Here is a 25,314-nt window from a genome sequence, read left to right as displayed (position 1 = left end):
GCAGAGCTTTTTCGCTCTATCCATTCTATCGGTAATGGAAATAATCCACATCTACAAAACCGTTCTCGCCATTATCGTTAAAACAATAAATACCGATACGGTCACCCCGGTAGTTCCCCCACACCATTTGATAGGGCGTACCAAAAGACGTGAAATTATCCCCGTCTATACTATAAGCATAATAGGATTTCCCGTCTAACCCCCATTGGCTTCGGAACCAAATGTATCGCGAATGGATTTGCGCCCCCTTTGTCATTTTACCGTTCTCCCTATATTCCAAATAACGATTTCCTCCTTCTTTCACCACCCCGATAGCTGAATGTTGGGATGAAAAATGACAAAGTCCTGCTTTCTGTCCGTTTTCCATGTGAGAAATATCCATCCGAATTACCACATCGTTTTCCGACTTCCTGAACGTCCTTTGCGTAAGCGTATTACCGGCTTTCAACAAGTCGTTGGGTTTCAAAGGACGATATGCCTTCAGGCGTAACCATCCCGGACGCTCAGACAAGGAAAAAAACTCTTTTCGCGGTTGGTAGTTCCACTGCCACTGAGATGCCAAGCTGCTGCCATCAAAATCATCACTACGCCGGATGCTTAACTTCTCATCGGCATTAAAGGGCATATCCGAGCTCCATTTCATCGTACCGATTTTGGAATCCAACACTTTACCCAATAAAGGCCAACCGTCTACCCATGTCACAGGCAAAAGGCTGACGATACGCCCGCTCCAATCGCCGGTGCCATGATGAGTCAGAAAGTACCAGTTATTATCCCGCCCCAGGACTATGCCTCCTTGGTTAGGTTCCATCGCCTCCACGGAAGGCAAGGCCAGTTGCTTTTCCTCTTTATATGGTCCCGTCACTTTCCGTGAACGTTTCGCCAGGACGTAACGGCCTATGCCCGGCTTATGTTCACTGAAAACCAAATAGTACCATCCATCCACTTTTATCAACTTACTGGCCTCACGCCCACTTCCTTCATTAATAAGGACAGCCGATTTACGGTCTATGCTTTTCCCGTCTTCTGCCATCTTGAAAAGATAAGTCTTGTACCCGTCCGCGAAATGGGTCCCCACAAAATACCCATTCCCCTTCTCGTCCCAAATCGCAGTACAATCGTCCCAACCGGCTTCGGAAAGAAGCGGAGTCAGTGGCTCCCACGGTCCTTCGGGACGTACAGCCGTAGTCATGAAATACCCTTCGTCCGGAGTCCCGAAAAAAAGGTAAAACCGTCCGTTGTGATAACGCAATGTACCGGCCCAAATCCCACGGGCATAACGGTCCATAACGTTCCAGTTCAATGCGTTTCCGATTTGTGTCAGGTCTTCAACAGCATTCCCACAGATTTCCCAGTTCACCAGGTCCTTGGAATGCAAGACCGTCATTCCCGGAGAGAACTGGAAAGTAGAAGATATGGCATAATAATCGTCCCCCACCCTGATACAGTCTATATCGCTGTAATCAGACGGGATAACCGGATTCATGTACATTCCTCCGGCCTGTTCTCCCCAAACAGTCCAATCCCCCCAAACTTTTTGCTGCTGCGCTTTCAGCCCTGCAGACAAGCAAAAACTAAAAATCATCGGATACAAATATCTTTTCATAATTTTCATTTTTAATAAATATTCCATTCCCAAATCCCTGCAATGCCTTCTTTGATTCTGACTCTCAGGAAACGATATTTCCCCTTCGGTTCATCGACATGCGGAGATTGCACCCGCAAGTCATCATGTCCTCCGCACTTCCTCCATGTAGTCCCGTCCACCGAACCTTCAAGTTGGTAAGCATGTCCGGCCGTAGGACGTACAAAATAAATTTCACTGCACCGTATTTTCCGGATTCTTCCCAAATCTGCGACAAGCCATTTGTCCTTATCCCCTTCCGCAGCCATCCATCTGGAACCGTTCGCCCCATCTGCGGCAAAGGCCGGAACAAAATACTCCGTACGACGACATGCCTCATCTTTCATTGGCTTGATAAACATAGGAGCCGCAGTACTGGACGCATAAACCGTATCCGCCTTAATTTCTTTCCTTCCCTTCACCTTACGCAAAGCCCCAACTCCATCCAGGCTCAATTTCACCGGACGAATCGTACCGTCTTCATTGAACTCCAAGCGATTTACATAGGTTTGCCGGTTGGTACTGCGGCGACCGAACTCCAAGTATGCAAAATAATAATGGTCTTCGTCCGTATTGAAAACACAACCATGTCCCGGCCCGAAGACACCTTGTTCGTAATCTGTAGTCGACACAATGTCCTGCTCCGGGTATTCGTAAGGCCCGAGAGGAGAAACCTTGCTCATCACATAAGCATACTGGTATTTCTCATCCCCTCCGATAGTATACAAATAATAATAGATGCCTTTCCGTTTGAAGAATATAGGGCCTTCCGAATATTCTTTACGAGGAGTAGAAATCACATGGACAACGGAATCCACCGTAATCATATCTTTTGCCAGTTTAGCCACATGCCGACGTCCCCAAAACACATAGGCTTGCCCGTCGTCATCTATAAACACTTCCGCGTCGATACCGCCCGGATCTTTTGTCTGCAACAAGGTAGAAGCCGTGTAAGGTTTGTAAAACCGGTCTTCCCCGCGAGCCAACTTAAACGGACCCTCCGGATGGTCGGCAACTGCCGGATACATATAACCGTTCACCGTAGGGTAAATGTAATACTTTCCATTAGCTTGGACAACTTTACTGGGAGCCCAGTACTTCTCAGTTGCAGCCGACGGGAAATATGTCCCGTCGAAACTCCAATGCACGAAATCCCTGGACTTCCATACCACCGGAGGCCCGGACGTTTCCAACCCCCTTCCATATCCGTCTGTTGTGGCATAACAATAAAACATACCATCGATTTCCTGTATGCTGGCGTCTGCAATCATATCCGGAACCAAAGCATTTCCGAACGGATTCACAACCTGGGCGTCCATAATGGCAACTACAGAAAAGGCTTGTCCTAAAGCCATTATTCTTTTCCACTTCATTTTCATGATACTATCATAATATATAATGTGCAAAGATATGAAACAGTGTTTATTTTCTTATTGGACTTTATAGCCTTTGACAAGAACAATATCTACCAATTCACATGAAGCGCATGTTCCATAAAGCACAACCATCCTTTGTTTCCCTTCGCACCATAAACAACCGTTATGGCAAGCCGACTGCAAAAATCACAGTCACGGAAACAAAGGATGGATTCAATCCGTCAAAGTACGAAAACCTGTTAATTCTTGAAACTGTGTATCGGAGCCGGAATACGACCTATCCGGTTCACGAAATCACCGCAACCGAAAGAGTTGACCGGCATCACGGGAGCATAGCCCAAAAGTCCTCCGAACTCTACCGTATCCCCTACCGTTTTCCCCACTACGGGAATGATGCGCACGGCCGTCGTTTTCTGGTTCACCATGCCTATTGCGGCTTCGTCTGCAATGATGCCCGAAATCGTCGTGGCGGGCGTATCGCCCGGAATGGCAATCATGTCCAACCCGACCGAGCAAACGCAAGTCATGGCCTCCAACTTTTCCAAAGTCAACGCGCCACACTCCACGGCATCAATCATGCCTTGGTCTTCACTCACCGGAATAAAGGCTCCGCTCAGCCCTCCCACGTATGATGAAGCCATCACGCCTCCCTTCTTCACCTGGTCGTTCAGCAAAGCCAATGCTGCCGTGGTTCCCGGAGCACCGGCGCGTTCCAAGCCGACTTCTTCCAATATTTCGGCCACACTGTCCCCCACGGCCGGAGTCGGGGCCAACGACAAGTCGATGATGCCGAAGGGCACTCCCAAACGCCGCGAAGCTTCTTGCGCCACTAATTGCCCCACACGGGTGATTTTAAAAGCCGTACGTTTGATTGTCTCACAGAGCACCTCGAAACTGGCTCCCCTGATTTGGCTCAACGCATGTTTCACCACGCCCGGACCGCTCACCCCCACATTGATGATGGCATCCGCCTCGGACACGCCGTGGAAAGCACCGGCCATGAACGGATTATCATCCGGAGCATTGCACAAGACCACCAGTTTAGCACATCCCAAAGAATCCTTATCTTTCGTCCGCTCGGCCGTCTGCAAGATAATCTCGCCCATCAACCTTACGGCATCCATATTGATACCGGTCTTCGTTGATCCCACATTCACCGAACTGCAAATGCGTTCCGTTTCTGCCAAAGCCTGAGGTATGGAACGGATAAGCAGTTCGTCGCTATGGGTCATCCCCTTGGACACGACAGCCGAATAGCCGCCCAAGAAATTAATACCGACATCTTTCGCTGCCCGGTCTAAGGCATGAGCCACCTTTACATAATCTTCCGGCGTGCGGCAAGCTGCTCCTCCCACCAACGAAACAGGCGTAATGGAAACGCGTTTGTTCACTATGGGAATTCCATACTCCTTAGAAATATCCTCTCCGGTTTTCACCAAGTCTTTCGCCAGACATGTGATTTTATCATAAATCTTCCGGCAAAGCGCGTCCACATCCGAATCCACGCAATCCAACAAGTTGATACCCATCGTAATGGTACGCACATCAAGATTCTCCTGCTCGATCATCTTGTTGGTTTCCAATACCTCATATATATTAATCATATCTTAGCCACAGGATTAAATACGATGCATCTTATCAAAAATCTCTTCGCGTTGGCATTTCACCTGAACCCCCATCGACAAGCCTATCTCGGCCAACTCGTTCGCCAACACTTCAAAAGGCTTTTCCACCTTAGACAAGTCTGCTATCATCATCATATTAAAATACTCTTGTACAATGGTTTGGGATATATCCAAAATGTTTGCCTTGTTCTCTGCCAAATACGTGCAAACCTTTGCAATGATGCCTACCGCATCTTTTCCTACTACTGTAATAATCGTTTTACTCATAATCTTTAATTCGGGATAATTGCTCCGTAAAAGAAACAGTCTGTTATTCAAAGGCGCAAATATAAGAAAATTTGCTGAATAACAGACTGTATTTCTATCAATAATATATGCTATACCACTTATCCGTAGATAATCTTGCCGTTTTCGTCACGGTTTTCATCAATAAACGATTTCTCGTATTGCGTCATGCCTCGCAGAGACATACCCATACTGGAGAAGCCTCCGTCGTGATAAAGATTCTGCATCGTAACCTTTTTCGTCAAATCGGAGAACATCACCACGCAATAGTCCGCACATTCGTCCGCACTGGCATTGCCCAAAGGAGACATGCGGTCGCTGAAATCATACAAACCGTCGAAACCCTTGATGCCACCGCCAGCGGTCGTAAAGGTCGGAGACTGGGAAATCGTATTGACACGGACTCCTTTCTCGCGCCCATAAATGTAACCGAAGCTGCGGGCGATGGATTCCAACAACGACTTTGCATCTGCCATATCGTTATAGCCGAAGAAAGTACGTTGTGCCGCCACATAACTCAACGCCAAAATAGAACCGTTTTCATTGATGGCATCCAATTTTTTGGCCGTCTGAATCATTTTATGGAACGAAATGGCGGAAATATCCAACGTCTTGTTCAGGAAGCCGTAATCCAAATCGTCATACGTACGCTTCTTGCGCATGTTCACGCTCATAGCCACGGAATGAAGCACGAAGTCGATTTTGCCTCCCATCACCTCTTGTGCCTGCGCAAAGAGCTTCTCCAAATCGTCCACTGAAGTTGCATCGGCAGGAATTATCGTTGCATTGGTCTTTTTCGCCAATTCGTCAATCGTACCCATACGGCAGGCCACCGGGGTATTGGTCAACACAATCTGCGCCCCTTCTTCCGAAGCACGCTCTGCCACTTTCCAAGCAATAGAAGCGTCATTCAACGCACCGAAAATAATACCACGCTTGCCTTTTAACAAGTTATAAGCCATAATAGTAATCTAATAAAAATTATATTCTTCGTTATCGGGAGCAAAGATACAACTAATTTTGCACTTAAACCGCATATTTGTGCAAAACATTGAAAAATCCCCATCGGACATTGAACTGCCCCCAAAAAGTTGGACGGGTTAAATATTATCCGTATTGAGAAAGGGTTCGGTATTGTACCGGACTCTTTCCTTTTAAGCGGGATTTGATTCTTTTATTGTTATAGTAGTTTATATATTCTTCTAAAGCCTTTATAAAGTCTTGCGACGAATCGAATTTTTCAGCATACAACAGTTCCGACTTCATAATTCCAAAGAAGTTTTCCATCATGGAGTTGTCAAGACAGTTGCCCTTCCTTGACATGCTTTGGATTATATGATGCTCTTCCAAGCGCTTGCGGTATCCGTAATGTTGATATTGCCATCCTTGGTCAGAATGTAGTATAAGGCCGTCAAGGCTCTCGAACCTGGCAAAGGCTTTGTCAAGCATGTCATACACCTGCTCCAGATTCGGGCTTGTTGAGATGTTATAGGAGATTATCTCTCCATTGAACATGTCAAGTATGGGTGATAAGTAAAGCTTTGTGAAGCCTATGTTTATCTGTGTCACATCGGTTGCCCACTTGCGATTGGGAGCAACGGTTGCAAATTCTCGTCCTATTATGTTTGGAGCTACCTTGCCAACTTCTCCTTTATAGGAGCGGTAACGCACCTTGCGAATCTGACATTTAAGCCCCATCTCTATCATGATGCGCCGCACGGTCTTATGGTTTATGGTATAGCCGCGATTGCGCATCTCCGCAGTTATCCGCCTGTATCCATAGCGTCCTTTATGCTCATGGAAAATATCTCTAATCTCTTTCTTTTCCGCGGCATATTTATCTGCGATTTTCAGGCGTTTAAGATGGTAATAGAACACAGGGCGAGCCATCTGCCTTAACTTCAGAAGCAAGTCAAGGGGATATTCCGACCTTAGTTCGTCGATGGCTTTTGCCCATTGAGCAGTGCCCGGGCTTTCTGTTCCTCGACTAAGGCCTTCACTTTTTTTAGTAACGCATTCTCAGCCCGTAAGCGGAGGTTTTCCGCCTGAAGCTTTTCGAGCTCAGTCTGTGGTTCTTTCTTCTTAGGTCTTGCCATAGAGTCTTTAGGAGGTCGCCCCCGTTTTCTGTTTTCAAGTGTTTTCCCCGCACGATACTTGCGAAGCCACTCTTGAATCGTTGTCCTGTTTAAGTCGTATCGAAGGCATATCTCTTGCAAAGGTATTCCTTTTTCTTCAACTTCCATTACTATTGACAGCTTTTCTACGGCTGAATAATGATATGACCTTGTTCCTCGAAGACCTTCATCTCCATATTTCTCATAGCGAAGAAGCCATTGGCGAACCATCTTTTTGTCGAGTTTCCCCTCTCTGCAAATAGCTTCAAGGGACTCTCCCCATATTAAACGGCTAATTATTAAAAGTCGTTCTTCAAAGGTGTGGCGTCTATACATAATGCACCCCAAAAGTTTTGTGTCTAACTTTTGGGGGGCAGTTCACATCTGGCGGGGATTGGCTTATTCTTCAGCCTCCGGTTCAAATATATTGTAAAGCGGCACGCGCCAGAAACCTGCATCGCGGTACCATTTCAAAGAAGTGAAAAACCGCATCATCAACATATCATAACCCGGTTGCAAAAGCTGAGATACCTTCGGGGGCACATAGGTACTCAAACCGCTAAACGCGCCATCCTTTATCGGGATTTCCGGCATCGCGGTATAATCGTTTACCGTACTGTAATCACCATGATCTTTATAAACCACCGCCTCGTCCAAAATATTCCTGATTTTCGGGACGTAAGGACTCGAAAGCCCTACACTGTCCACCCATTCTCCATAATCATATAATGGAAAGCCCGTCTCGAACATCTGTAAACCGTCACGGTCCACCTTCATCAAATGATACTGCACTGCCTCATCCTGAAACAAAGAATCCATATACAAGGCCAAGGCATCCATCTGCGAAAGATCTGAAACACTGATGGATACGAAATCATCCCACTCCACATCGTTATTCTGGAAATGTTTCATATAAGTCTGGGCAGCACGTGCCAACCCGGCCGCATCCATCTTCAGCAGATAGGGTAAAGCCTTGTCATAAGGGAATCCCTCTGCCGGAATGGAGTTGGGAGCCGCAAGGAAATAATGCGCCCGGTCTTTCAGCTCATACGCCGTCTCCATATTGGCCATCAAACAAGCGTCGAACATGACCATATCCATATACGGACACCCCTCAAGAGCCTCACGTATATCCGTAATATTCATGCTGTAGCCATTTTCTTCATCTCCGAAAGCACGCTTTCTTACCGTATCCGGCGTATAAAGGCTGCCGTTGGCATGAGAAGAGAACGCAACGCCTTTTCGTTGGGCCGGATACAACGTAAAGACATCATTGATGACTTCCTTCATCACTTCCGGGTCCACCGAATACTGGTCGGGATAAGTCTTCACAGTCGTCTGCTGCACTTTTCCGCTATTGTCTTTCCCTATCAGGTATAATGTCGGCACCGAACTGATGTCGGCATACACCAACACATTGGCATTGATGTCGGATTTACCGTATCCGATTTTCATATCACTGATGTTGGCATTCAAATACTGTTTCAAATCGTTCTGCCCTACCATATATAAAAGGTATGTGGCTTCTTTGGGTTGGTCCGCGTCAGGACCTCCCTTGTCCGTATCGTCCTCGCAGGCTGCGCACACACACACCATCATTAACGCTCCAATATACCCTTTTATCCTAAGCTTCATAGCTATACGTTTTTTTCATCTATTTCGCAAAGGTACTAAAAATGGAATACAATCCAAATCTTTTAAGCAAAAAAAGTGACACGGCAAACTGACGAAAAAACAAGAGGAAGACGGAAAATCAATCTCAGCCGAACGATTTCTCATTCTCCTGAGATTGACCCAAGGCTTTTTTCACTCTGCAGAAACAAGCGGCCAGCCCTCTTCATCCCATGTCATTTCCCGAAAAAATAATTTACTGGCTCCATCATCCGAACGGCTGTAACCATGGGCCATGAAATAATCTTTTCCATCGAAATGATAAGCCGCACTATGCCCGATGGCCACAAATTCATCACTGTAGTCTACGACCAGGCTTCCTCCGCCTCGCGTCAGTTCCCTTCCGTCTTTATCCACATAAGGGCCGGTCACCCGGGCGGAACGGCCCACCACAACCTTATAATCGCTCTTCAGCCCCCGGCAACAGAAATCATAGGACACAAACAAATAATAATAACCGCCATGCTTAAAGATGAACGGGGCCTCGACGGAATTTACGGGACGCGAAGGTATGTCGGAAGCCCCCTCGAACTGGCGTGTGCATATTGTGTACAATTTTTCCGGTTTCAAAGTAGAAGTCAAATCCTCGGTCAACCGTACCAATTGGATACCTCCCCAAAAGGAGCCGAATGCCATCCAAGGGTCTCCCTTTTCGTCTACGACGATGTTCGGGTCGATGGCATTAAAGTTGTCATGGGAATGCGACACGATAACCGCGCCGGTATCCGTCCACGGTTCGTCAGATGCCGGACTCAAAGTACTGCGATAGGCATGGCCAATGGCAGAAGTGTTCTTTCCGAAAGCGGAACAAGAATAAAAGAGATGATAATTCCCCTTATAATAAATGATATCCGGTGCCCACGTATGCCCTTTATACTCTGGGATACTGTCCATTGCCCACTGCGGGGGAGCCGGAAAAACACCGTGCCGGATTGTCCATTCGGATAAGTCTTTCGACGAGAAAGACGAAACGTTATGTCCAGTGGAATAAAGATAATATGTATCCCCTTCTTTCGCCATGACAGGGTCATGTACCAACGGTTCGCGCACTACGCGCCCTTTACGGGCACCCTCGCCTTGTTGGGCATAACCACTCATCAGCGCAAAAAAACCCAACATGCCTATAAACAAAGTTCTTTTCATGAAATAAGATTAATGATTTCGATAACAATTTTAATATCCGCTCAAAAGTTGGAAAACGGCTTGTGTATAATCCGCCACTTTCTGTGCCTTATGAATCTTCTTGCGGCATTTACGGTCGCCTCCGGGATACATATATTCCCAAAAGGATTTCATCTTCGTCAGCAGTTGCTTCTCGCCTCCTTCGAGCGTGCGGGCATAATGGTCCAACAAATCCGCATGCAATGCCCTCAAAGAGGACATCCTTCGCTCCATGCTCCATGCCGCGCCCTCACGGTATTCGATAGCTACCCAAGGAGCTGCCAACAACCCGCGTCCCATCATGACGCCTTCCAGAAAAGGCATTCCCTGCTGTAATTCATCAAGTTCTTCCACCGTCGTGACATCACCATTATAAACTACCGGATGGCGGCATTCACGGGCAAAACGAAGAAAAGCCTCACGGTCGCATACCCCCTTATATTGCTGCCGCCCTGTTCTTGCATGCACCACCACCCGGGACAAATGAGTCTCATTCAACACAGGAAGAAGCTCCATGCACTCTCCCGCATTCTCATATCCCAAACGCATTTTTACGGAAAAAGAGATGTCCGGATAGCGTTCCACGACCTGTAACAATCCTCTCACCCGTTCAGGTTCAGGCAGGAGACCGCACCCCTTTCCCTTTTTCACCAACATGGGAAAAGCGCACCCCATATTTAAATCCACCTCCTGATACCCATAGGAGACTACCTGATCCAGAATCAGCTCTGCCTCTTCGGCCGAAGCCGCTATGATTTGAGGAACAAGATGCCCCACTTTGTTTGCATCCGGATGCAAATCACGTACATCCTTTCTTCTCAGGCCACCGTGCTCCCAACGGATGAAAGGTGTGTAATACACATCCACTCCACCGAAGTGTTTCTCAAAAGCATTGCGGTAAGGAGCCTCCGTAAGCCCCTGCAAAGGAGCCATATATATCTTTAATCTTCCCATATCTATTTTTCCGGTTTCTTTATATCCCGTATAATACGTTCCATTTCATCGAATTCCGCTCCCTTGTTCTGATTCAGGTAAACTTGATACAACAAAGGCGCCCAACGGGAAGCCTTGTCCGGAGACAACCGACGCACCTGTTCCAAAGGCTCCTCTGCCAATGCGTAATACGTCATCATTTCCTTTCTGTATTTCCGATATGCGACACTTTTCAACTCTGATTTTTTCATCGCATCGGAAGAAGCCTTGGCCATATTGCAATAAGCCAGCCCCTTAAAATAATTGGCCTCAATATTCATGCTGTCCAAAGTCAGAACCACATCACAATTAGCTATACAATTCTTATAGTCATCTTTACGCATGTACACCAATGCCTTTGCATACCAGAACAAAGCATTCTTCGGGTCGTATTGTATCATCCGGTCTGCAAACAACAACGCTTCGTCGTATTTCCCCTTACGGTTCAGAAACTCCTGCAAACTGGTGAAAAAATATGTATGGTCAGGGAAGTTCACAATCCCCCTTTTCAATTCCTTCACCCAAGCTGCAGTATCATTCAAAGCCAAGTGCGACCTACAAAGATACTCCTGCACATACTGTTGGTTCTTGGAGTAACGCAAAGCCGTCGGAGCATAACGTATCACGCCGTCGTAGGCCCCGATATGGTATCCCGTGGCTATAATCCAATAGGCCACACGAGAATACATCGTATCCGTCTGATTCAAGAAGTCACTCTTCAATGCCGGATATTCGGCCGAAGACAAATATAAATCCAAGAACCGGAATGCTTCCGTATAATTCTTCTTTCTCAAATAGAAGCGTCCGCCATTCAATAAATTGGCACGATGTTCCAACAGCCTCTTACGAACAGACGAACGGAACTTGAAACGCCCTTTGTACTCTGAAGACAACTCTACGGAATCACATTTCTCGAAATATTTATAGGCATTGTAGATACTATTATAATAAAGCACCGTATCGTACGCACGTTTCAAATAGATTTTTTCATTTTCAATGTCATTCAACCTGCACTGCACCAATGCCGCCGTATAATAAAGTTCTGCACGCTTCACCACTTTTTTCTCGCCGGACAGCGCATCCATCAGGCTCTTCTCTGCGGCATCCAACCGCTCCCTTACCTTCTTGGCCTCATCTCCGTTCTCCTCGTATCTGGCGTTCTTAATGGTTTTACGCGCTTCACGAACCACATTGGCACCGTCCGACGTCTGACAACAAACCCCGAACATACAAACCGTTGCCCAAAAACTCAATCTACTCATCCTATATAAAACAAAAGGGTGATGCCCACACTTTCATTGAACACCACCCCAATTCTTTCTTACTTTGTCATTATCTCCTACCGATTACTTGAGATAAGTATCCATCTCTGCTTCTTTAGCCTTCTCCCCGGTAATGTAATACACCGTCTTCAGACGCGAAGCCCACCTTTGCGGATTGTCAGGCTCAAGTTCCTTGACTTTCAGGAAGAACGGTTCTGCTTTCTTATACCAATCTTTCACTTGCGCGATTTTAGCATCGTATTCAGCTTTCTTCAGATTTTTAGTTTTACCGATTGCTTCATTGATGCCATATCCTGTATTACAGCAACATACACCGGCATTGTAATAAGCATCCGTAAAAGTAGGATCTATCTCCGTACTCTTCTCAAAGAACGGAAGGGCTTCCTCGAATTTCTCCTGACCAAACAATACTACACCTTTTGAATAATTGGCAATCTTGTTGTTAGGGTCGGCAGCCAAAAGACTGTTGGCAAACTCCAACGAAGCCGCATCATTCTTCTTTTCGGTGTAATAAGCCAACAAATTCTGGGCTATCACTTCATCTGCTGCTGCATACTTCTTCGAAGCGTCAATCCATTGGGCCGTATCACCCTTTTCCAGAAGTGTCATCAAATGTAACTGCTTTACCGTCTTGGCTTCCTTGTCATACTTCAATGCCTCTTCCAAATGAGTAGCGACCTTATCGAAATCCTTACCCTGGTAAGCTGCCAGACAGGCATAATAAGCTACCTGATTTTTGTCAAACACACTATCGTTCAACACCTTCGGTTCATCAGCCACCAGTTTATGATTCTGCGGATAAGTCAACCATGCATCGTATGCTTTATAAGCTCCCGCAAAATTCTGATTTTGGAAGTCAAACTGACCGACGTACATCAAGAAAGTACGGAACTTCATCAAGTTGCCTTTGTTCTTTTCCGCATATTCCTTTTTCTCGTCATACTCGTTGCATTTTTCGTATGCGTCCAGACAAGCATACAGGTTTTTAGCAAACTTTGCCGTATCCAAAGGCTGGTGAGCAGCCGCTTTGTTCAGTTCATCTGCAAAAAGCCTTTGGTACAAATCTCCCTGAACATCCCAAGCCAAAGCCATGTCTTTGGTTTCTCCGCTGTTCAAAGCTTCGGTCAACAACGTCTGGGCTTCCTCTATTTGATTGTTGTTAATCAATCCCTGAGCTTTTTTCACCAGTCTGTTCTGCGCGAAAGCACCGGTTGAAGCAACCAGCAATGCAATTGATAATACGTATTTATTCATAACTTTATAAATTAAAAGTTTTAAACTCATTCATTCGTTTCAGTCTCTTCGTCACGGGACTCTGAAACCGATGCATCAGAACTGCCTTCCAACTCATCCATTACCGGAGCCACACCGTCACTCAACATTTCCGTCTCTTCTTCTTCGTCCTCCGTCTGTACCTTGCATACGCTACTGATTTGGTCATTGCGCTTCTCAAGATTAATCAAACGGACACCTTGCGTGGCACGTCCCATAATACGGACATCAGCCACTTTCAAACGTATCGTTATACCGCTCTTGTTAATAATCATCAGGTCGTTCTCGTCCGTCACGACTTTGATAGCCACCAACTTACCGGTTTTCTCCGTGATGTTCAGTGTCTTCACACCCTTCGCCCCCCGGTTCGTCACACGATAATCCTCTATGTCCGAACGTTTGCCATAGCCTTGCTCGCTGACCACCATAATGGTTTCCGTCTGCGGGTCGTTCACACATACCATGCCTACCACTTCGTCGCTACCGTCCTCGTCGATAGTCATACCTCTCACACCAGTAGCCGTACGTCCCATGGCACGCACTTTGCTTTCGTGGAAACGAATGGCACGACCGTTCCGGTTGGCGATGATGATTTCATTCTCGCCATTGGTCAGGCGCACACCGATGACACGGTCGTCTTCACGAATCGTAATGGCATTGACACCATTCGCACGCGGACGGGAATACTCCTGCAAACAGGTTTTCTTGATGATACCGTTCTTCGTGCAGAACACCACATAATGCGAACGGCAAAATTCCGCATCGTTCAGGTTCTTGATACGCAAACAAACATTGATAGCGTCATCCGGGTCTATATTCAACATATTTTGGATGGCACGTCCCTTAGAGTTCTTGGCACCTTCCGGTATTTCATATACTTTCATCCAGAAACAGCGCCCTTTCTGCGTGAAGAAGAGCATCGTGTTGTGCATCGTGGCAGGATAGATGTATTCCACGAAGTCCGTATCACGCGTGCTCGTTCCCTTGCTGCCCACGCCGCCACGGGCCTGTGCCCGGAACTCAGCCAAAGGCGTACGCTTGATGTATCCCATGTGGCTGATGGTAATGACCATCTCGTCGTCAGCATAAAAATCTTCAGGATTGAATTCTTCGCTCGAATATACGATTTCCGAACGCCGCTCGTCACCGAACTGTTCTTTGACCTCAATCAATTCATCCTTGATTACTTTCATGCAAAGGTCTTCATCACTCAGTATCTGTTTGAAATATTCGATTTGTTTCAACAGTTCATCGTATTCGTTGCGCAACTGTTCCTGCATCAAGTTGGTCAACTGACGCAGACGCATCTCCACGATGGCCTTGGCCTGCACCTCGTCCAACTCGAAACGGCTCATCAAACCTTCGATGGCGGCCTGCGGATTCTGGGCGCTGCGGATAATATGCACGACCTCGTCGATGTTGTCACTCGCAATAATCAAACCTTGCAAAATATGGGCACGTTCTTCCGCCTTGCGCAAATCATACTGCGTCCGACGGATGACCACATCATGACGATGGTTCACAAAGTTAGAGATACAATCCTTCAGGGACAACAAACGCGGACGCCCTTTCACCAAAGCGATGCAATTCACGCTGAAGCTCGTCTGCAACGGGGTCATCTTGAACAATTTGTTCAACACGACATTTGCGTTGGCGTCGCGTTTCACGTCCACCACGATACGCATGCCTTCGCGGTCGGATTCGTCATTGGCATTGCTGATGCCTTCAATCTTCTTTTCGTTTACCAAATCGGCAATCTGTTTGATCAGCTCCGCTTTGTTTACCCCGTAAGGAATCTCCGTAATGACAATCTTGTCATGATTCTCTCCCGGCTCTATCTCAGCCCGTGCGCGCATGACCACACGTCCGCGTCCCGTCTCGTAGGCTTCGCGCACGCCCTGCATGCCGTAAATAAAGCCCCCGGTAGGGAAATCAGGAGCCTTGACATGCTCCATCAGCCCGTCAATGTCGATGTCGCGGTTGTCTATATAAGCCACACAGGCATCAATGACTTCTCCTAAATTATGCGTGGGGATGTTAGTGGCCATTCCCACTGCGATACCACTGGCACCGTTTACCAACAAGTTCGGTATTTTTGTCGGCATAACCGTGGGTTCCCTCAACGTGTCGTCGAAGTTGTTCATCATGTCCACGGTTTCCTTTTCCAAGTCATCCATCATCGCTTCGCCCATCAACTGCAGGCGAGCCTCTGTATAACGCATGGCAGCAGCACTATCCCCATCGACGGAACCGAAGTTTCCCTGACCGTCCACCAACGTATAACGCATGCTCCATTCTTGTGCCATACGCACTAATGCGCCATAAACGGAAGAATCTCCATGCGGATGATACTTACCCAACACTTCTCCTACAATACGGGCGCATTTCTTATATGGTTTGTCGTGCGTGTTACCCAATTCCCTCATTCCATAGAGAATGCGGCGATGCACAGGTTTAAATCCGTCGCGCACATCAGGCAAAGCACGGGATACGATTACGGACATTGAATAGTCGATATACGATTTACGCATCTCGGTTTCAATGTTCACCTTTATTATTCTGTCTTGGTCTAACATTATTTATATCTGTTACTATTATAAATACCACTTGCCAAAAAGCATGTAAAATTACTACTTTTTGAGAGAATACGAAAGAAAACAGCCAAAAATTAATGGTTTACCCAGAAAAGACAAAGCCAGAAAAAGCAAAGAAAAAGTAAAAAGGCCGCAGGCATACTGAACACCCACGGCCTCTCATCCCAGCCACGCCGGCCTATTTCTCAAACACCAAATCTTCAGAAACGAAGCATTCTGCCATGCCTTCTTCCCGAACTATCCGTATTTCGCTGAAACTGATTGTCCCGTCCGACGGAGCATAAGTCATCACAGCCTGATAGGTATTGCCGTCACGACCGCCGACAAACTCCACCGTAGCCTTGTTTCCTTCTCCCTTCCACGAGATGATGGAACATTCGTCGACTTGCAGCGACGCACCGCTACCGTAGCCCACATACACCGTGCCGTAGCATTTGATGCCGTTGCTCAAGGCATCCATCCCGTCTACCGACTTGCCGGGGAAGTCCAAGATAAGCTTGCCCTCCAGGTTCGTGCCACCCAATGTCCAGACACCTTTAAAAGGCGTAGATACCGTCGCGGGCCTGGGCGGAAGAGGCACGTTGCGGAACTCCACGAAGCTGTCGTGGTAACCGTTGTCGAACGTGGTGAGCCTCAACTGGAACAGGCTCATCTTCGTGCCTTGTCCCGGCACGTCGAAAAGGGCGTAAACGCACTTCACCGGCACGCCGGGTTCGAAATCGAAATCCCCGTTGCCCAACGAGGTCACGGCATTGCCCACGATGCTACGGCCGGCATATTCCGCCCCGTCCGCACCGAACGCCTTCATCTTGTCGAACGAATAGACGCGCACGGTCTTATCACCTTTGTTCGTAATGACAAAATCCAACCCGCAGAAATCTTCCTGCCACGTCACGCCCTTGTAGTCTACTGCAAAACCTTTCAGGTTGTTGGACACGGTCGTCCCGTCGGGAGCCACCGTCCCCGCCGCGTCTCCTTCCGCCGTGCCTGCCTCTGCGCCTGTGCCCAAAACCTTGTCCACTTTCTTTTCTACCTGTTCCAAGGCCTTCCCCAACTTCTTAAAGAATTGCGCCTCGGCAGGCTCCGGAAAGCATGCGATCACCACGGCCAAAGCCGATATGAAAACCTTACTTTTCATCGCTGTCCGATTCTGATTTTGATTACCTGTCCGGCCCCACATGATCCACCAACCATCTGCCGTCCTGTTGTTCGAGCAATACTTTCATGTCATACTTCGAAGGATTGCTGGAATACTTCATAAGCTTGCCCGTGCTGCCCATGTCGCTCACTTGGGAACAAGTATAACTTGTAGACAGCAACCGTTCACGCATCTCCCTGATGCCCCTGTCGTCCTTCATTTGTGCCTCGATTGCCATGTCTTCATTCAGACGGCCTTTGTATCTTTCCGTCGCGTATGGCAGCAATTTCTCACGCTCGTTGGTCCTGAAACATTCCACGGCAAAGTCCGCCAATTTCTGCGGGTCGTCCGTCAAGTCCGTTTCTTGCTTTTCCACTACGTTTTCCACCAGCACGGAATCCTTCGCCCCAGCATCATTTCCGGGGTTGTTTTTTGATGGCCCGCAAGCCAACACGGGCAGTCCCAAAAGGCAATACGCCCACATTCTTAAATCTCTCATGTTTTTTTATTTTCAACGCCTATAAGCTTCCGAATTCAGCTTGTTTTTATCAAATTTCCTTATTTATACGGGAAAGGCTTGAAGCTTGTTGCCATGCGCCCTGCCGGTCAGGACGCTGCAAAAGCCTTCCCTATGTCCGGTGTTTTCCCAGTTCTGCCGGACTTTGCAAATATAGCTTTTTTCACTATCTATAACCTTTTGAAGCATTGTAATTTAGGTAAAAAAGTATTATCTTCATTTCTTTTAAACGCAAACCGGATTTCACCCGAAACGTAACATGAAGACGGGAACTGCCATTTTGCAATTTGTCAATCCACCCCTTGCAGGATGGCCGAATTTGGACGTACGGACAGGCGTGGGCCGGAAAAAACGATTCTCGCGCATTCCACAGGAACTTTTTTGTCAGCCACAAAGCCTCTTCCGGTTACTTTTTGCACGACAAAAAAGCAGACCTTGCGCACAGGCACACCACGCATGTAAGCCGCAAACAGCACTTTCCACACGCCGTGTCATCCGGATTTTGACCACGCACGACCACCAAATAGAAGAAAAAAAGGCGTTTTTCCCTCTTCCGCACACCGCTTGCAGCCCGATTCCGCACCGCCTTGCGGACATTTACGAAAAGCTTTGCGGAGAAAAAAAATGTTTCTTGCAGAGAACGGAAAAAAGTTTGGCTTAGAGCGATTCTTAATTTTGCTTCAAAAAGGCAAAAAGCAAGGCCATAATGCTAATAAAAGTAAAAACACCAAAGAAAAAAACGGCTGCAACGGACTTTTCCGTTTCTCATTCGCATCCCCATACGGTCCGGAATGCTTACTTTTTGCCACATCAATCCCCATTTCACCTTTCAAACTTCCAAAATAGAAAAAAGCTACGGACAGGAAAACGGAAAAGCCCCGGTCAAAAACATCCTCCCGTTGGCTGTTTGAAAAGAAAAGCATAACTTTGCGGCATTCAAACCGTCATATCAATGAAACAAATTTTAGACAAAGTAAAAGGCCACCCCGACATCAAAGAAGGTACGGCCTACATGATACTGTTCTCCATCGGTTTCTGCCATTTGCTGAACGACATGATACAGTCGGTCATCCCGGCCATGTATCCGCTGCTGAAGGACAACTTCGGCTTCACGTTCGCCCAAATCGGGCTTATCACGCTCGTCTTCCAACTGACCTCCTCCGTGCTGCAACCCTTTGTGGGACGTTATGCCGACAGCCACCCACAACCCTACTCCTTATCCACCGGAATGTGCTTCACGCTAGCAGGATTGCTCTTGTTGGCCGTGGCTTCCGGTTTCGCGGCCATCCTGTTGGCCGTGGCCGTCATCGGCTGCGGCTCCTCGGTGTTCCACCCCGAAGCCTCGCGTGTGGCGCAGACGGCTTCTGGAGGCAGGAAAAGCCTGGCGCAATCCATATTCCAAGTGGGCGGGAACGGCGGAAGTGCCATCGGGCCGCTGCTTGCCGCACTCATCCTCATCCCCTACGGCCAGCACGCCGTGGGATGGTTCGCCGCAGCCGCACTGCTCGCCGCCACGCTGCTCGTAAGGATAGGATACTGGTACAGCCTGAAGCTAAGCCGGATGCGGTCGTCCGCCCGCACAAGCCGTACCACATCCTGCAACTTGCCGGAAACCACCGTGCGCAAGGCATTGGCCATCCTGGTCGTCATGATTTTCTCGAAATACTTCTTCATCTCGTGCATGACCAGTTACTTCACGTTCTTCCTCATCGAGAAATTCGGCATCACGGTACAGGAATCGCAGTTCAGCCTGTTCGCCTTCCTTGCCGCATTGGCCGTCGGCACGTTGTTGGGCGGCTTCCTCGGCGACCGCTACGGGCGGAAATATGTCATACTTTTCTCCATCCTCGGCGCGGCTCCTTTCACGCTCGCGCTGCCATACCTCAACCTGTACTGGACCATCGCCATGGCCATCATCGTAGGTCTGGTCATCGCTTCGGCCTTCTCTGCCATATTGGTGTACGCCACCGACCTGAAACCGGACAAAGTCGGCATGATTTCAGGCCTCTTCTTCGGGCTGATGTTCGGTCTGGGCGGCATCGGTTCCGCATTCTTCGGTTGGCTAGCCGACCGTACGAGCATCGAATTCATCTTCAGGACCAGTACGCTCCTGCCCCTATTGGGCATCATCGCCACGTTCCTGCCCAACATACGACCCGCAAACCACAAATAAAAAATACATGAATACAAGCCATTCGATTCTGGTACAACGCTATCACTCCCCGTGTGGAGAGCTGATGCTCGGCTCATGGAGAAACCACCTGTGCCTCTGCAACTGGGTGGAAGAGAAACATCCGGGACGGGTAGACCGGAGACTGCAAACATTACTGGAAGCCCGATATGAAGAACGGACATCCGACATCATCCAGGAAGCCTCCCGGCAGTTGGATGAATATTTCGGACGGAAACGCACGGCGTTCGACCTTCCGCTGTTATTCACAGGCACGGACTTTCAAAAAAAAGTGTGGCAGAAGTTATTGGAAATCCCCTACGGGGAAACCCTGTCTTACGGCGACATGGCAACGCAGCTCGGGATGCCCAAGTCCGTACGCGCCGTAGCCAACGCCAACGGGGCGAACGCCATCTCCATCATCGTCCCTTGCCATCGGGTGGTCGGCAGAGGCCACACGCTTACAGGATATGGCGGCGGGCTCGCAGCCAAAAGTTTCCTGTTAGAGCTTGAAAAATCATCCCTGTCCACCTCTTTCCTTTCACTCGCACAATAAATACTAAAGCCACTCCCCCTCTCCGCTTTTTAGAAAAACTTAATGTGTTCTGAGCATTTTTGGCATGCGTTTTGTATTGTAGTTCCAATAATATAGTTAATTTTGCCATCAGAGTCATTAATCAGAAGGAATTTGCATAGCATGAACAATCAATTTTCACCCAAGATTTCAGAAGTACTCATCTACAGCAAGGAGGAGGCGCAGCGGCTGCACAATGAATGTGTGGCTCCGGAACACCTTTTACTCGGACTGATCAGGGACGGGGAAGGCAAGGCCATCCAAATCCTCCGCTTGCTCAATCTGGACTTCCGTTCGGTGAAACTGCGCGCAGAGCAATCCATACAAGGTTCCGCCATGCAGGAAATGCCGGACGAGGACCATGAAATCATTTTGAACGAAAAGGCTTCCAAAATCATGCGCCTTTGCCTGCTCGAAGCACGCATGCTGAAAGCCCAGGTGGCCGACACCGAACACATACTTTTAGCCATTATGAAAGAAAAAGACAACAATGCATGCCGTATCTTAGAGGAAAACAGCATCCATTATACAGACATCCTGAACCTGCTCACACAGAAAACGGAAAAATCGGACATCCAGTCCGGTTTCGGTTTTCCGGACGAGGAAGAGGAAGACGAATATGAAAACAAATCCTCAACGGGAAACCCGATGAACGAACAGGGCAGCACGGCCACGCAGACGGCGCAACCGCAGAGGAAATCGGCCAACAACACGCCGGTTTTGGACAATTTCGGTACCGACCTGACACGCGCCGCCCAAGACGGAATCCTGGACCCGGTGGTGGGTCGCGAAAAAGAAATAGAACGCGTGTCGCAAATCCTGAGCCGGCGGAAAAAGAACAACCCTATATTAATAGGTGAACCGGGCGTGGGCAAATCGGCCATCGTGGAAGGACTGGCCTTGCGTATCGTACAGAAAAAGGTGTCGCGCATCCTGTTCGACAAACGCGTGATAGCCTTGGACATGGCGGCCGTAGTGGCCGGCACGAAGTATCGCGGGCAGTTTGAAGAACGCATCCGCAGCATCCTCACCGAACTGCAAAAGAATCCGGACGTGATTCTTTTCATCGACGAGATTCACACGATTATCGGTGCCGGTTCGGCACCGGGCAGCATGGACGCGGCCAATATGCTGAAACCCGCACTGGCACGGGGAGAGATACAGTGCATCGGAGCTACGACCACGGACGAATTCCGGAAAAGCATCGAAAAAGACGGTGCTTTGGAACGCCGTTTCCAGAAAGTCATGGTGGAACCGACCACTCCGGAGGAAACCGTACAGATACTGGATAATATCAAGGAACGTTACGAAGACCACCACAATGTGCGCTATACGCCCGAGGCTATCCGTGCCTGCGTGCGGCTCACGGAGCGTTACGTTTCCGACCGTTGCTTCCCGGACAAAGCCATCGACGCGTTGGACGAAGCCGGGTCGCGCATACACATCACCCACTCTCCCGTATCGAAAGAGATGGAGGAACAGGAAAAGCGCATCGATGCCGTACATGCCTTGAAGAACGAGGCGGTAAAGAACCAAAATTTTGAACTGGCTGCCGATTATCGTGACCAGGAAGCCAACTTGCAGGAGGAACTGAACCGCATGAAAGCGGCATGGGAGGAGAAACTCAGCCGCGAGCGGGTCATTGTGGATGAAGACCAGATAGCCGAAGTGGTATCCATGATGACAGGCATCCCTGTACAGCGCATGGGTGAGGCCGAAGGGCACAAGCTGAAGGACATGGCCATCAACCTGAAACGGGAAGTCATCGGACAGGACGAGGCCATCGACAAGTTGGTGCGCTCCATCCAACGCGGCCGCGTGGGACTGAAAGACCCGAACAAACCCATCGGGGCGTTCATGTTCCTCGGGCCTACGGGAGTAGGCAAGACGTACTTGGCCAAAAAGTTGGCCGAATACATGTTCGGCAGTGCCGACGCCCTGATACGCATCGATATGAGCGAATACATGGAGAAGCACACCGTGAGCCGTATGGTGGGGGCTCCTCCGGGATATGTGGGACATGAAGAAGGTGGACAGTTGACGGAAAAAGTGCGCCGCAAGCCCTACTCCATCCTACTCCTCGACGAGTTGGAAAAAGCACATAGCGACGTGTTCAACATCTTGTTGCAGGTGATGGACGAAGGACGACTGACGGACAGCAACGGCACGACGGTGGATTTCAGGAACACGGTCATCATCATGACATCGAACTGCGGGACACGCCAGTTGAAGGATTTCGGCAAGGGCATCGGGTTCAGCCGTCCGGACACATCGGTTGCCGACAAGAAATATGGCCGCGAGGTCATTCAGAAGGCGTTGCACAAACAGTTTGCACCGGAGTTCCTGAACCGCCTGGACGACATTATCAATTTCGACCAACTGGACTTGGAGGCCATCAAACGTATCGTAGACATCGAGCTTAAACCCATCGTAAAGCGCGTGAAGGAAATGGGCTATACGTTGGAAACGGCAGAGGATGCCAAGGAGTTCCTTGCCCGCAAAGGATACGACGTACAATATGGGGCGCGTCCGTTGAAACGCGCCTTGCAGACTTATCTGGAGGATGCCATCTGCGAACTGGTCATCAACGACGAACTGCGGGATGGCGAAATCCTGACCGTACGTGCCGCCGAGGGAGACAAACTCCAGATTACGCATGGCCTTGCCCAAGAATAACAATAAATATATGTTAAAGTGCCGGACGATGTTTTCGTCTGGCACTTTTTTTGTTTCTTCATCAGTGGCTTTCAAAAAGCCGAACAGAAGATAATTTCATACAATAAAAGCAATAAATATCATGCAAAAAGGAAACATTGGGGTAACGACCGAGAACATATTCCCCGTCATCAAAAAGTTCTTGTACAGCGATCATGAAATCTTTATCCGTGAAATCGTGTCGAACGCCGTAGACGCCACGCAGAAGTTGAAAACATTGGCCAACAAAGGAGACTTCAAGGGCGAAACGGGCGAACTGAAAGTCAGTGTCAAAGTGGACAAGGACAATGGCACCATCACGGTGAGCGACAGGGGTTTGGGTATGACAGAAGAAGAAATAGACAAATACATCAACCAAATCGCGTTTTCCGGTGCCAACGACTTCTTGGATAAATACAAAGAGGATGCCAACGCCATCATCGGCCACTTCGGTCTGGGCTTCTACTCTTCTTTCATGGTGAGCAAGAAAGTGGAAATCGTGACCAAGAGTTATCAAGAAGGGGCAAAGGCCGTGAAATGGAGCTGTGACGGAAGCCCTTCCTATGAAATAGAAGAAACAGAAAAAGCCGACCGCGGAACGGACATCATCATGTACATCGACGACGACTGCAAAGAGTTCCTGGAAAAGAACAAGATTGAGGAGTTGCTTCGCAAGTACTGCCGTTTCTTGCCCGTACCTGTAGCCTTCGGCAAAAAAACGGAATGGAAAGACGGCAAACAGGTGGACACGGAAGAAGACAACGTCATCAACAACACTACCCCGATATGGACCAAGAAACCGTCGGATTTGAAAGACGAGGACTACAAGGAGTTCTATCGCGAATTGTACCCGATGAGCGACGAGCCTCTGTTCTGGATTCATCTGAACGTGGACTATCCGTTCAACCTGACGGGCGTGCTCTATTTCCCCAAAATCAAGAACAACATCGAACTGCAACGTAACAAGATCCAGTTGTACTGCAACCAGGTGTACGTAACGGACAGCGTGGAAGGCATCGTGCCTGACTTCCTCACTTTGCTCCACGGGGTCATCGACTCACCGGACATCCCGTTGAACGTCAGCCGCAGCTACCTGCAAAGCGACAGCAACGTGAAGAAGATTTCCAGCTACATCACAAAGAAAGTGAGCGACCGCCTGCAAAGCCTCTTCAAGAACGACCGCAAGGAATTCGAGCAGAAATGGGACGACATCAAGATCTTCATCAACTACGGCATGCTGACACAGGACGACTTCTACGACAAGGCCAAGAATTTCGCCCTCTTTAAGGATTGTGACGGCAAATACTTCACGTTCGAAGAATACCAACAACTGATTAAAGACAACCAGACGGACAAGGAAGGTAACCTGATTTACCTGTATGCCCAAAACAAGGAAGCACAGTACAGCTACATCGAAGCAGCCAAGAACAAAGGCTACAGCGTATTGCTGCTCGATGGACAACTGGACACTCCCATCGTCTCCATGTTGGAACGCAAGTTTGAAAAGAGCCGTTTCACCCGCGTGGATGCCGACATCATCGACCGCCTTATCGTGAAAGAGGATGCCAACAAGACAGAACTGGACTCCGAAAAGGGTGCCAACCTTTCGGCCATCTTCAATTTCCAGATGCCGAAGTTGGACAAAACGGAATTCCACGTAGAGGCACAAGGCATGGGAGAAAACGGTATGCCTGTCATGATTACGCAAAGTGAATACATGCGTCGTATGAAAGACATGGCGCATATCCAGCCGGGCATGTCGTTCTATGGTGAAATGCCAGATATGTACACACTGGTACTGAATACGGACCACCGCCTGATTAAGGAAGTATTGGCCGACAGCGAAACCTCTACAGCTGAGCAACTAAAGCCGATTGAAGCAGAACTGAAAGGGCTGCATGCCCGCGAGGCCGTACTCCATCAGCAGCAGGAAGGCAAAAAGCCCGAAGAGATCGACCAGGCACAAAAGGATGAATTGGACAAATGCCATCAGGACATCAGTGCGGAAGAACAAAAGAAAAACGACGTACTGGCCGGTTATGGCAAGAACAACAAGAAGGTACATCAGCTTATCGACTTGGCATTGCTGCAAAACGGTATGCTGACAGGCGAAGCCTTAAGCAACTTCGTAAAACGCAGCATCGACTTGATTCAATAACTAACATGCTTGCCACTGCAAGAATAAGCAAGATAAAATCGCTATCCCCGAAAAGGATAGCGATTTTCATATAAAAAATATCCTTC

The 25,314-nt window shown here is 48.4% G+C and carries 20 protein-coding genes and 1 pseudogene; 5 read left to right on the top strand and 16 right to left on the bottom strand.

The annotated features are described in order from the left end of the window. Window positions 1–25: 25 nt before the first annotated feature. The 16 genes and pseudogenes from E0E47_RS02230 to E0E47_RS17205 all read right to left on the bottom strand — a co-directional run bounded on the left by E0E47_RS02230 (window position 26) and on the right by E0E47_RS17205 (window position 18,117). Window positions 26–1,606 (bottom strand): glycoside hydrolase family 43 protein, encoded by a 1,581-nt coding sequence (locus tag E0E47_RS02230; protein WP_040602407.1) that lies wholly within the window; start codon window positions 1,604–1,606, stop codon window positions 26–28. An 11-nt stretch (window positions 1,607–1,617) separates the two neighbouring features. Continuing rightward, window positions 1,618–3,003 carry a family 43 glycosylhydrolase gene (locus E0E47_RS02225; protein ID WP_130892755.1) on the bottom strand — a complete coding sequence of 462 codons (1,386 nt, stop codon included), beginning with the start codon at window positions 3,001–3,003 and terminating at the stop codon, window positions 1,618–1,620. Window positions 3,004–3,239: 236 nt separating this feature from the next. Then, entirely contained in the window at window positions 3,240–4,604 is a 1,365-nt protein-coding gene (locus E0E47_RS02220) for a PFL family protein (RefSeq protein WP_130892754.1), read from the bottom strand. 15 nt (window positions 4,605–4,619) lie between these two features. Then, window positions 4,620–4,892, bottom strand: a complete 273-nt coding sequence (locus tag E0E47_RS02215; RefSeq protein ID WP_008621773.1) for an ACT domain-containing protein — start codon at window positions 4,890–4,892, stop codon at window positions 4,620–4,622. A gap of 119 nt (window positions 4,893–5,011) precedes the next feature. Beyond that, on the bottom strand, window positions 5,012–5,872 hold the full coding sequence (locus E0E47_RS02210; protein ID WP_008624116.1) for an enoyl-ACP reductase FabI: 861 nt from the start codon (window positions 5,870–5,872) through the stop codon (window positions 5,012–5,014). A gap of 145 nt (window positions 5,873–6,017) precedes the next feature. Then, window positions 6,018–6,857: pseudogene (locus E0E47_RS02205) on the bottom strand (IS3 family transposase); the annotation flags it as partial. After that, window positions 6,842–7,360, bottom strand: a complete 519-nt coding sequence (locus E0E47_RS02200) for a helix-turn-helix domain-containing protein (protein WP_130892752.1) — start codon at window positions 7,358–7,360, stop codon at window positions 6,842–6,844. The gene E0E47_RS02200 and the pseudogene E0E47_RS02205, both read right to left, overlap by 16 nt. Before the next feature lie 63 nt (window positions 7,361–7,423). Beyond that, entirely contained in the window at window positions 7,424–8,659 is a 1,236-nt protein-coding gene (locus tag E0E47_RS02195) for a clostripain-related cysteine peptidase (protein WP_232038302.1), read from the bottom strand. 171 nt (window positions 8,660–8,830) lie between these two features. Further along, complete coding sequence (locus E0E47_RS02190; protein WP_130892751.1) at window positions 8,831–9,838, bottom strand: family 43 glycosylhydrolase; 1,008 nt, start codon at window positions 9,836–9,838, stop codon at window positions 8,831–8,833. A gap of 30 nt (window positions 9,839–9,868) precedes the next feature. After that, window positions 9,869–10,810: a tRNA-dihydrouridine synthase family protein gene (locus E0E47_RS02185; RefSeq protein ID WP_130892750.1), complete on the bottom strand. Its 942-nt coding sequence runs from the start codon at window positions 10,808–10,810 to the stop codon at window positions 9,869–9,871. A gap of 2 nt (window positions 10,811–10,812) precedes the next feature. Further along, window positions 10,813–12,090, bottom strand: coding sequence for a tetratricopeptide repeat protein (locus E0E47_RS02180; protein ID WP_232038301.1), 1,278 nt, complete (start codon window positions 12,088–12,090; stop codon window positions 10,813–10,815). An 84-nt stretch (window positions 12,091–12,174) separates the two neighbouring features. After that, complete coding sequence (locus E0E47_RS02175; RefSeq protein ID WP_232038300.1) at window positions 12,175–13,365, bottom strand: tetratricopeptide repeat protein; 1,191 nt, start codon at window positions 13,363–13,365, stop codon at window positions 12,175–12,177. Window positions 13,366–13,391: 26 nt separating this feature from the next. Then, complete coding sequence (gyrA, locus tag E0E47_RS02170; RefSeq protein ID WP_008625036.1) at window positions 13,392–15,959, bottom strand: DNA gyrase subunit A; 2,568 nt, start codon at window positions 15,957–15,959, stop codon at window positions 13,392–13,394. 196 nt (window positions 15,960–16,155) lie between these two features. Beyond that, on the bottom strand, window positions 16,156–17,115 hold the full coding sequence (locus E0E47_RS02165; protein ID WP_130892749.1) for a hypothetical protein: 960 nt from the start codon (window positions 17,113–17,115) through the stop codon (window positions 16,156–16,158). Window positions 17,116–17,137: 22 nt separating this feature from the next. Then, the gene (locus E0E47_RS02160) at window positions 17,138–17,614 is read right to left on the bottom strand and encodes a hypothetical protein (RefSeq protein ID WP_130892748.1); all 477 of its coding nucleotides are present in this window, start codon (window positions 17,612–17,614) and stop codon (window positions 17,138–17,140) included. Between the two features lie 308 nt (window positions 17,615–17,922). Beyond that, window positions 17,923–18,117, bottom strand: a complete 195-nt coding sequence (locus E0E47_RS17205) for a hypothetical protein (protein WP_172604633.1) — start codon at window positions 18,115–18,117, stop codon at window positions 17,923–17,925. A gap of 139 nt (window positions 18,118–18,256) precedes the next feature. Here E0E47_RS17205 and E0E47_RS17200 point away from each other — a divergent pair, with 139 nt between their 5' ends. The 5 genes from E0E47_RS17200 (at window position 18,257) to htpG (ending at window position 25,228) form a co-directional block, all read left to right on the top strand. Beyond that, a complete protein-coding gene (locus tag E0E47_RS17200; RefSeq protein WP_008625045.1) occupies window positions 18,257–18,478 on the top strand; it encodes a hypothetical protein in 222 nt (73 codons plus the stop codon). 106 nt (window positions 18,479–18,584) lie between these two features. After that, window positions 18,585–19,805 (top strand): MFS transporter, encoded by a 1,221-nt coding sequence (locus E0E47_RS02155; RefSeq protein ID WP_172604632.1) that lies wholly within the window; start codon window positions 18,585–18,587, stop codon window positions 19,803–19,805. 7 nt (window positions 19,806–19,812) lie between these two features. Continuing rightward, window positions 19,813–20,358 (top strand): methylated-DNA--[protein]-cysteine S-methyltransferase, encoded by a 546-nt coding sequence (locus E0E47_RS02150; RefSeq protein WP_040602529.1) that lies wholly within the window; start codon window positions 19,813–19,815, stop codon window positions 20,356–20,358. A gap of 141 nt (window positions 20,359–20,499) precedes the next feature. Continuing rightward, a complete protein-coding gene (locus E0E47_RS02145) occupies window positions 20,500–23,052 on the top strand; it encodes an ATP-dependent Clp protease ATP-binding subunit (protein WP_130892747.1) in 2,553 nt (850 codons plus the stop codon). A 121-nt stretch (window positions 23,053–23,173) separates the two neighbouring features. Beyond that, window positions 23,174–25,228, top strand: a complete 2,055-nt coding sequence (gene htpG / locus E0E47_RS02140) for a molecular chaperone HtpG (protein ID WP_008625049.1) — start codon at window positions 23,174–23,176, stop codon at window positions 25,226–25,228. The last annotated feature ends 86 nt before the right edge of the window (window positions 25,229–25,314 follow it).

This window comes from Paraprevotella xylaniphila YIT 11841 (assembly GCF_900683745.1).
Classification (GTDB): Bacteria; Bacteroidota; Bacteroidia; order Bacteroidales; family Bacteroidaceae; genus Paraprevotella; species Paraprevotella xylaniphila.
Note: the sequence above shows the minus strand (reverse complement) of the source record. Positions and strands in the feature narration are given on the sequence as shown.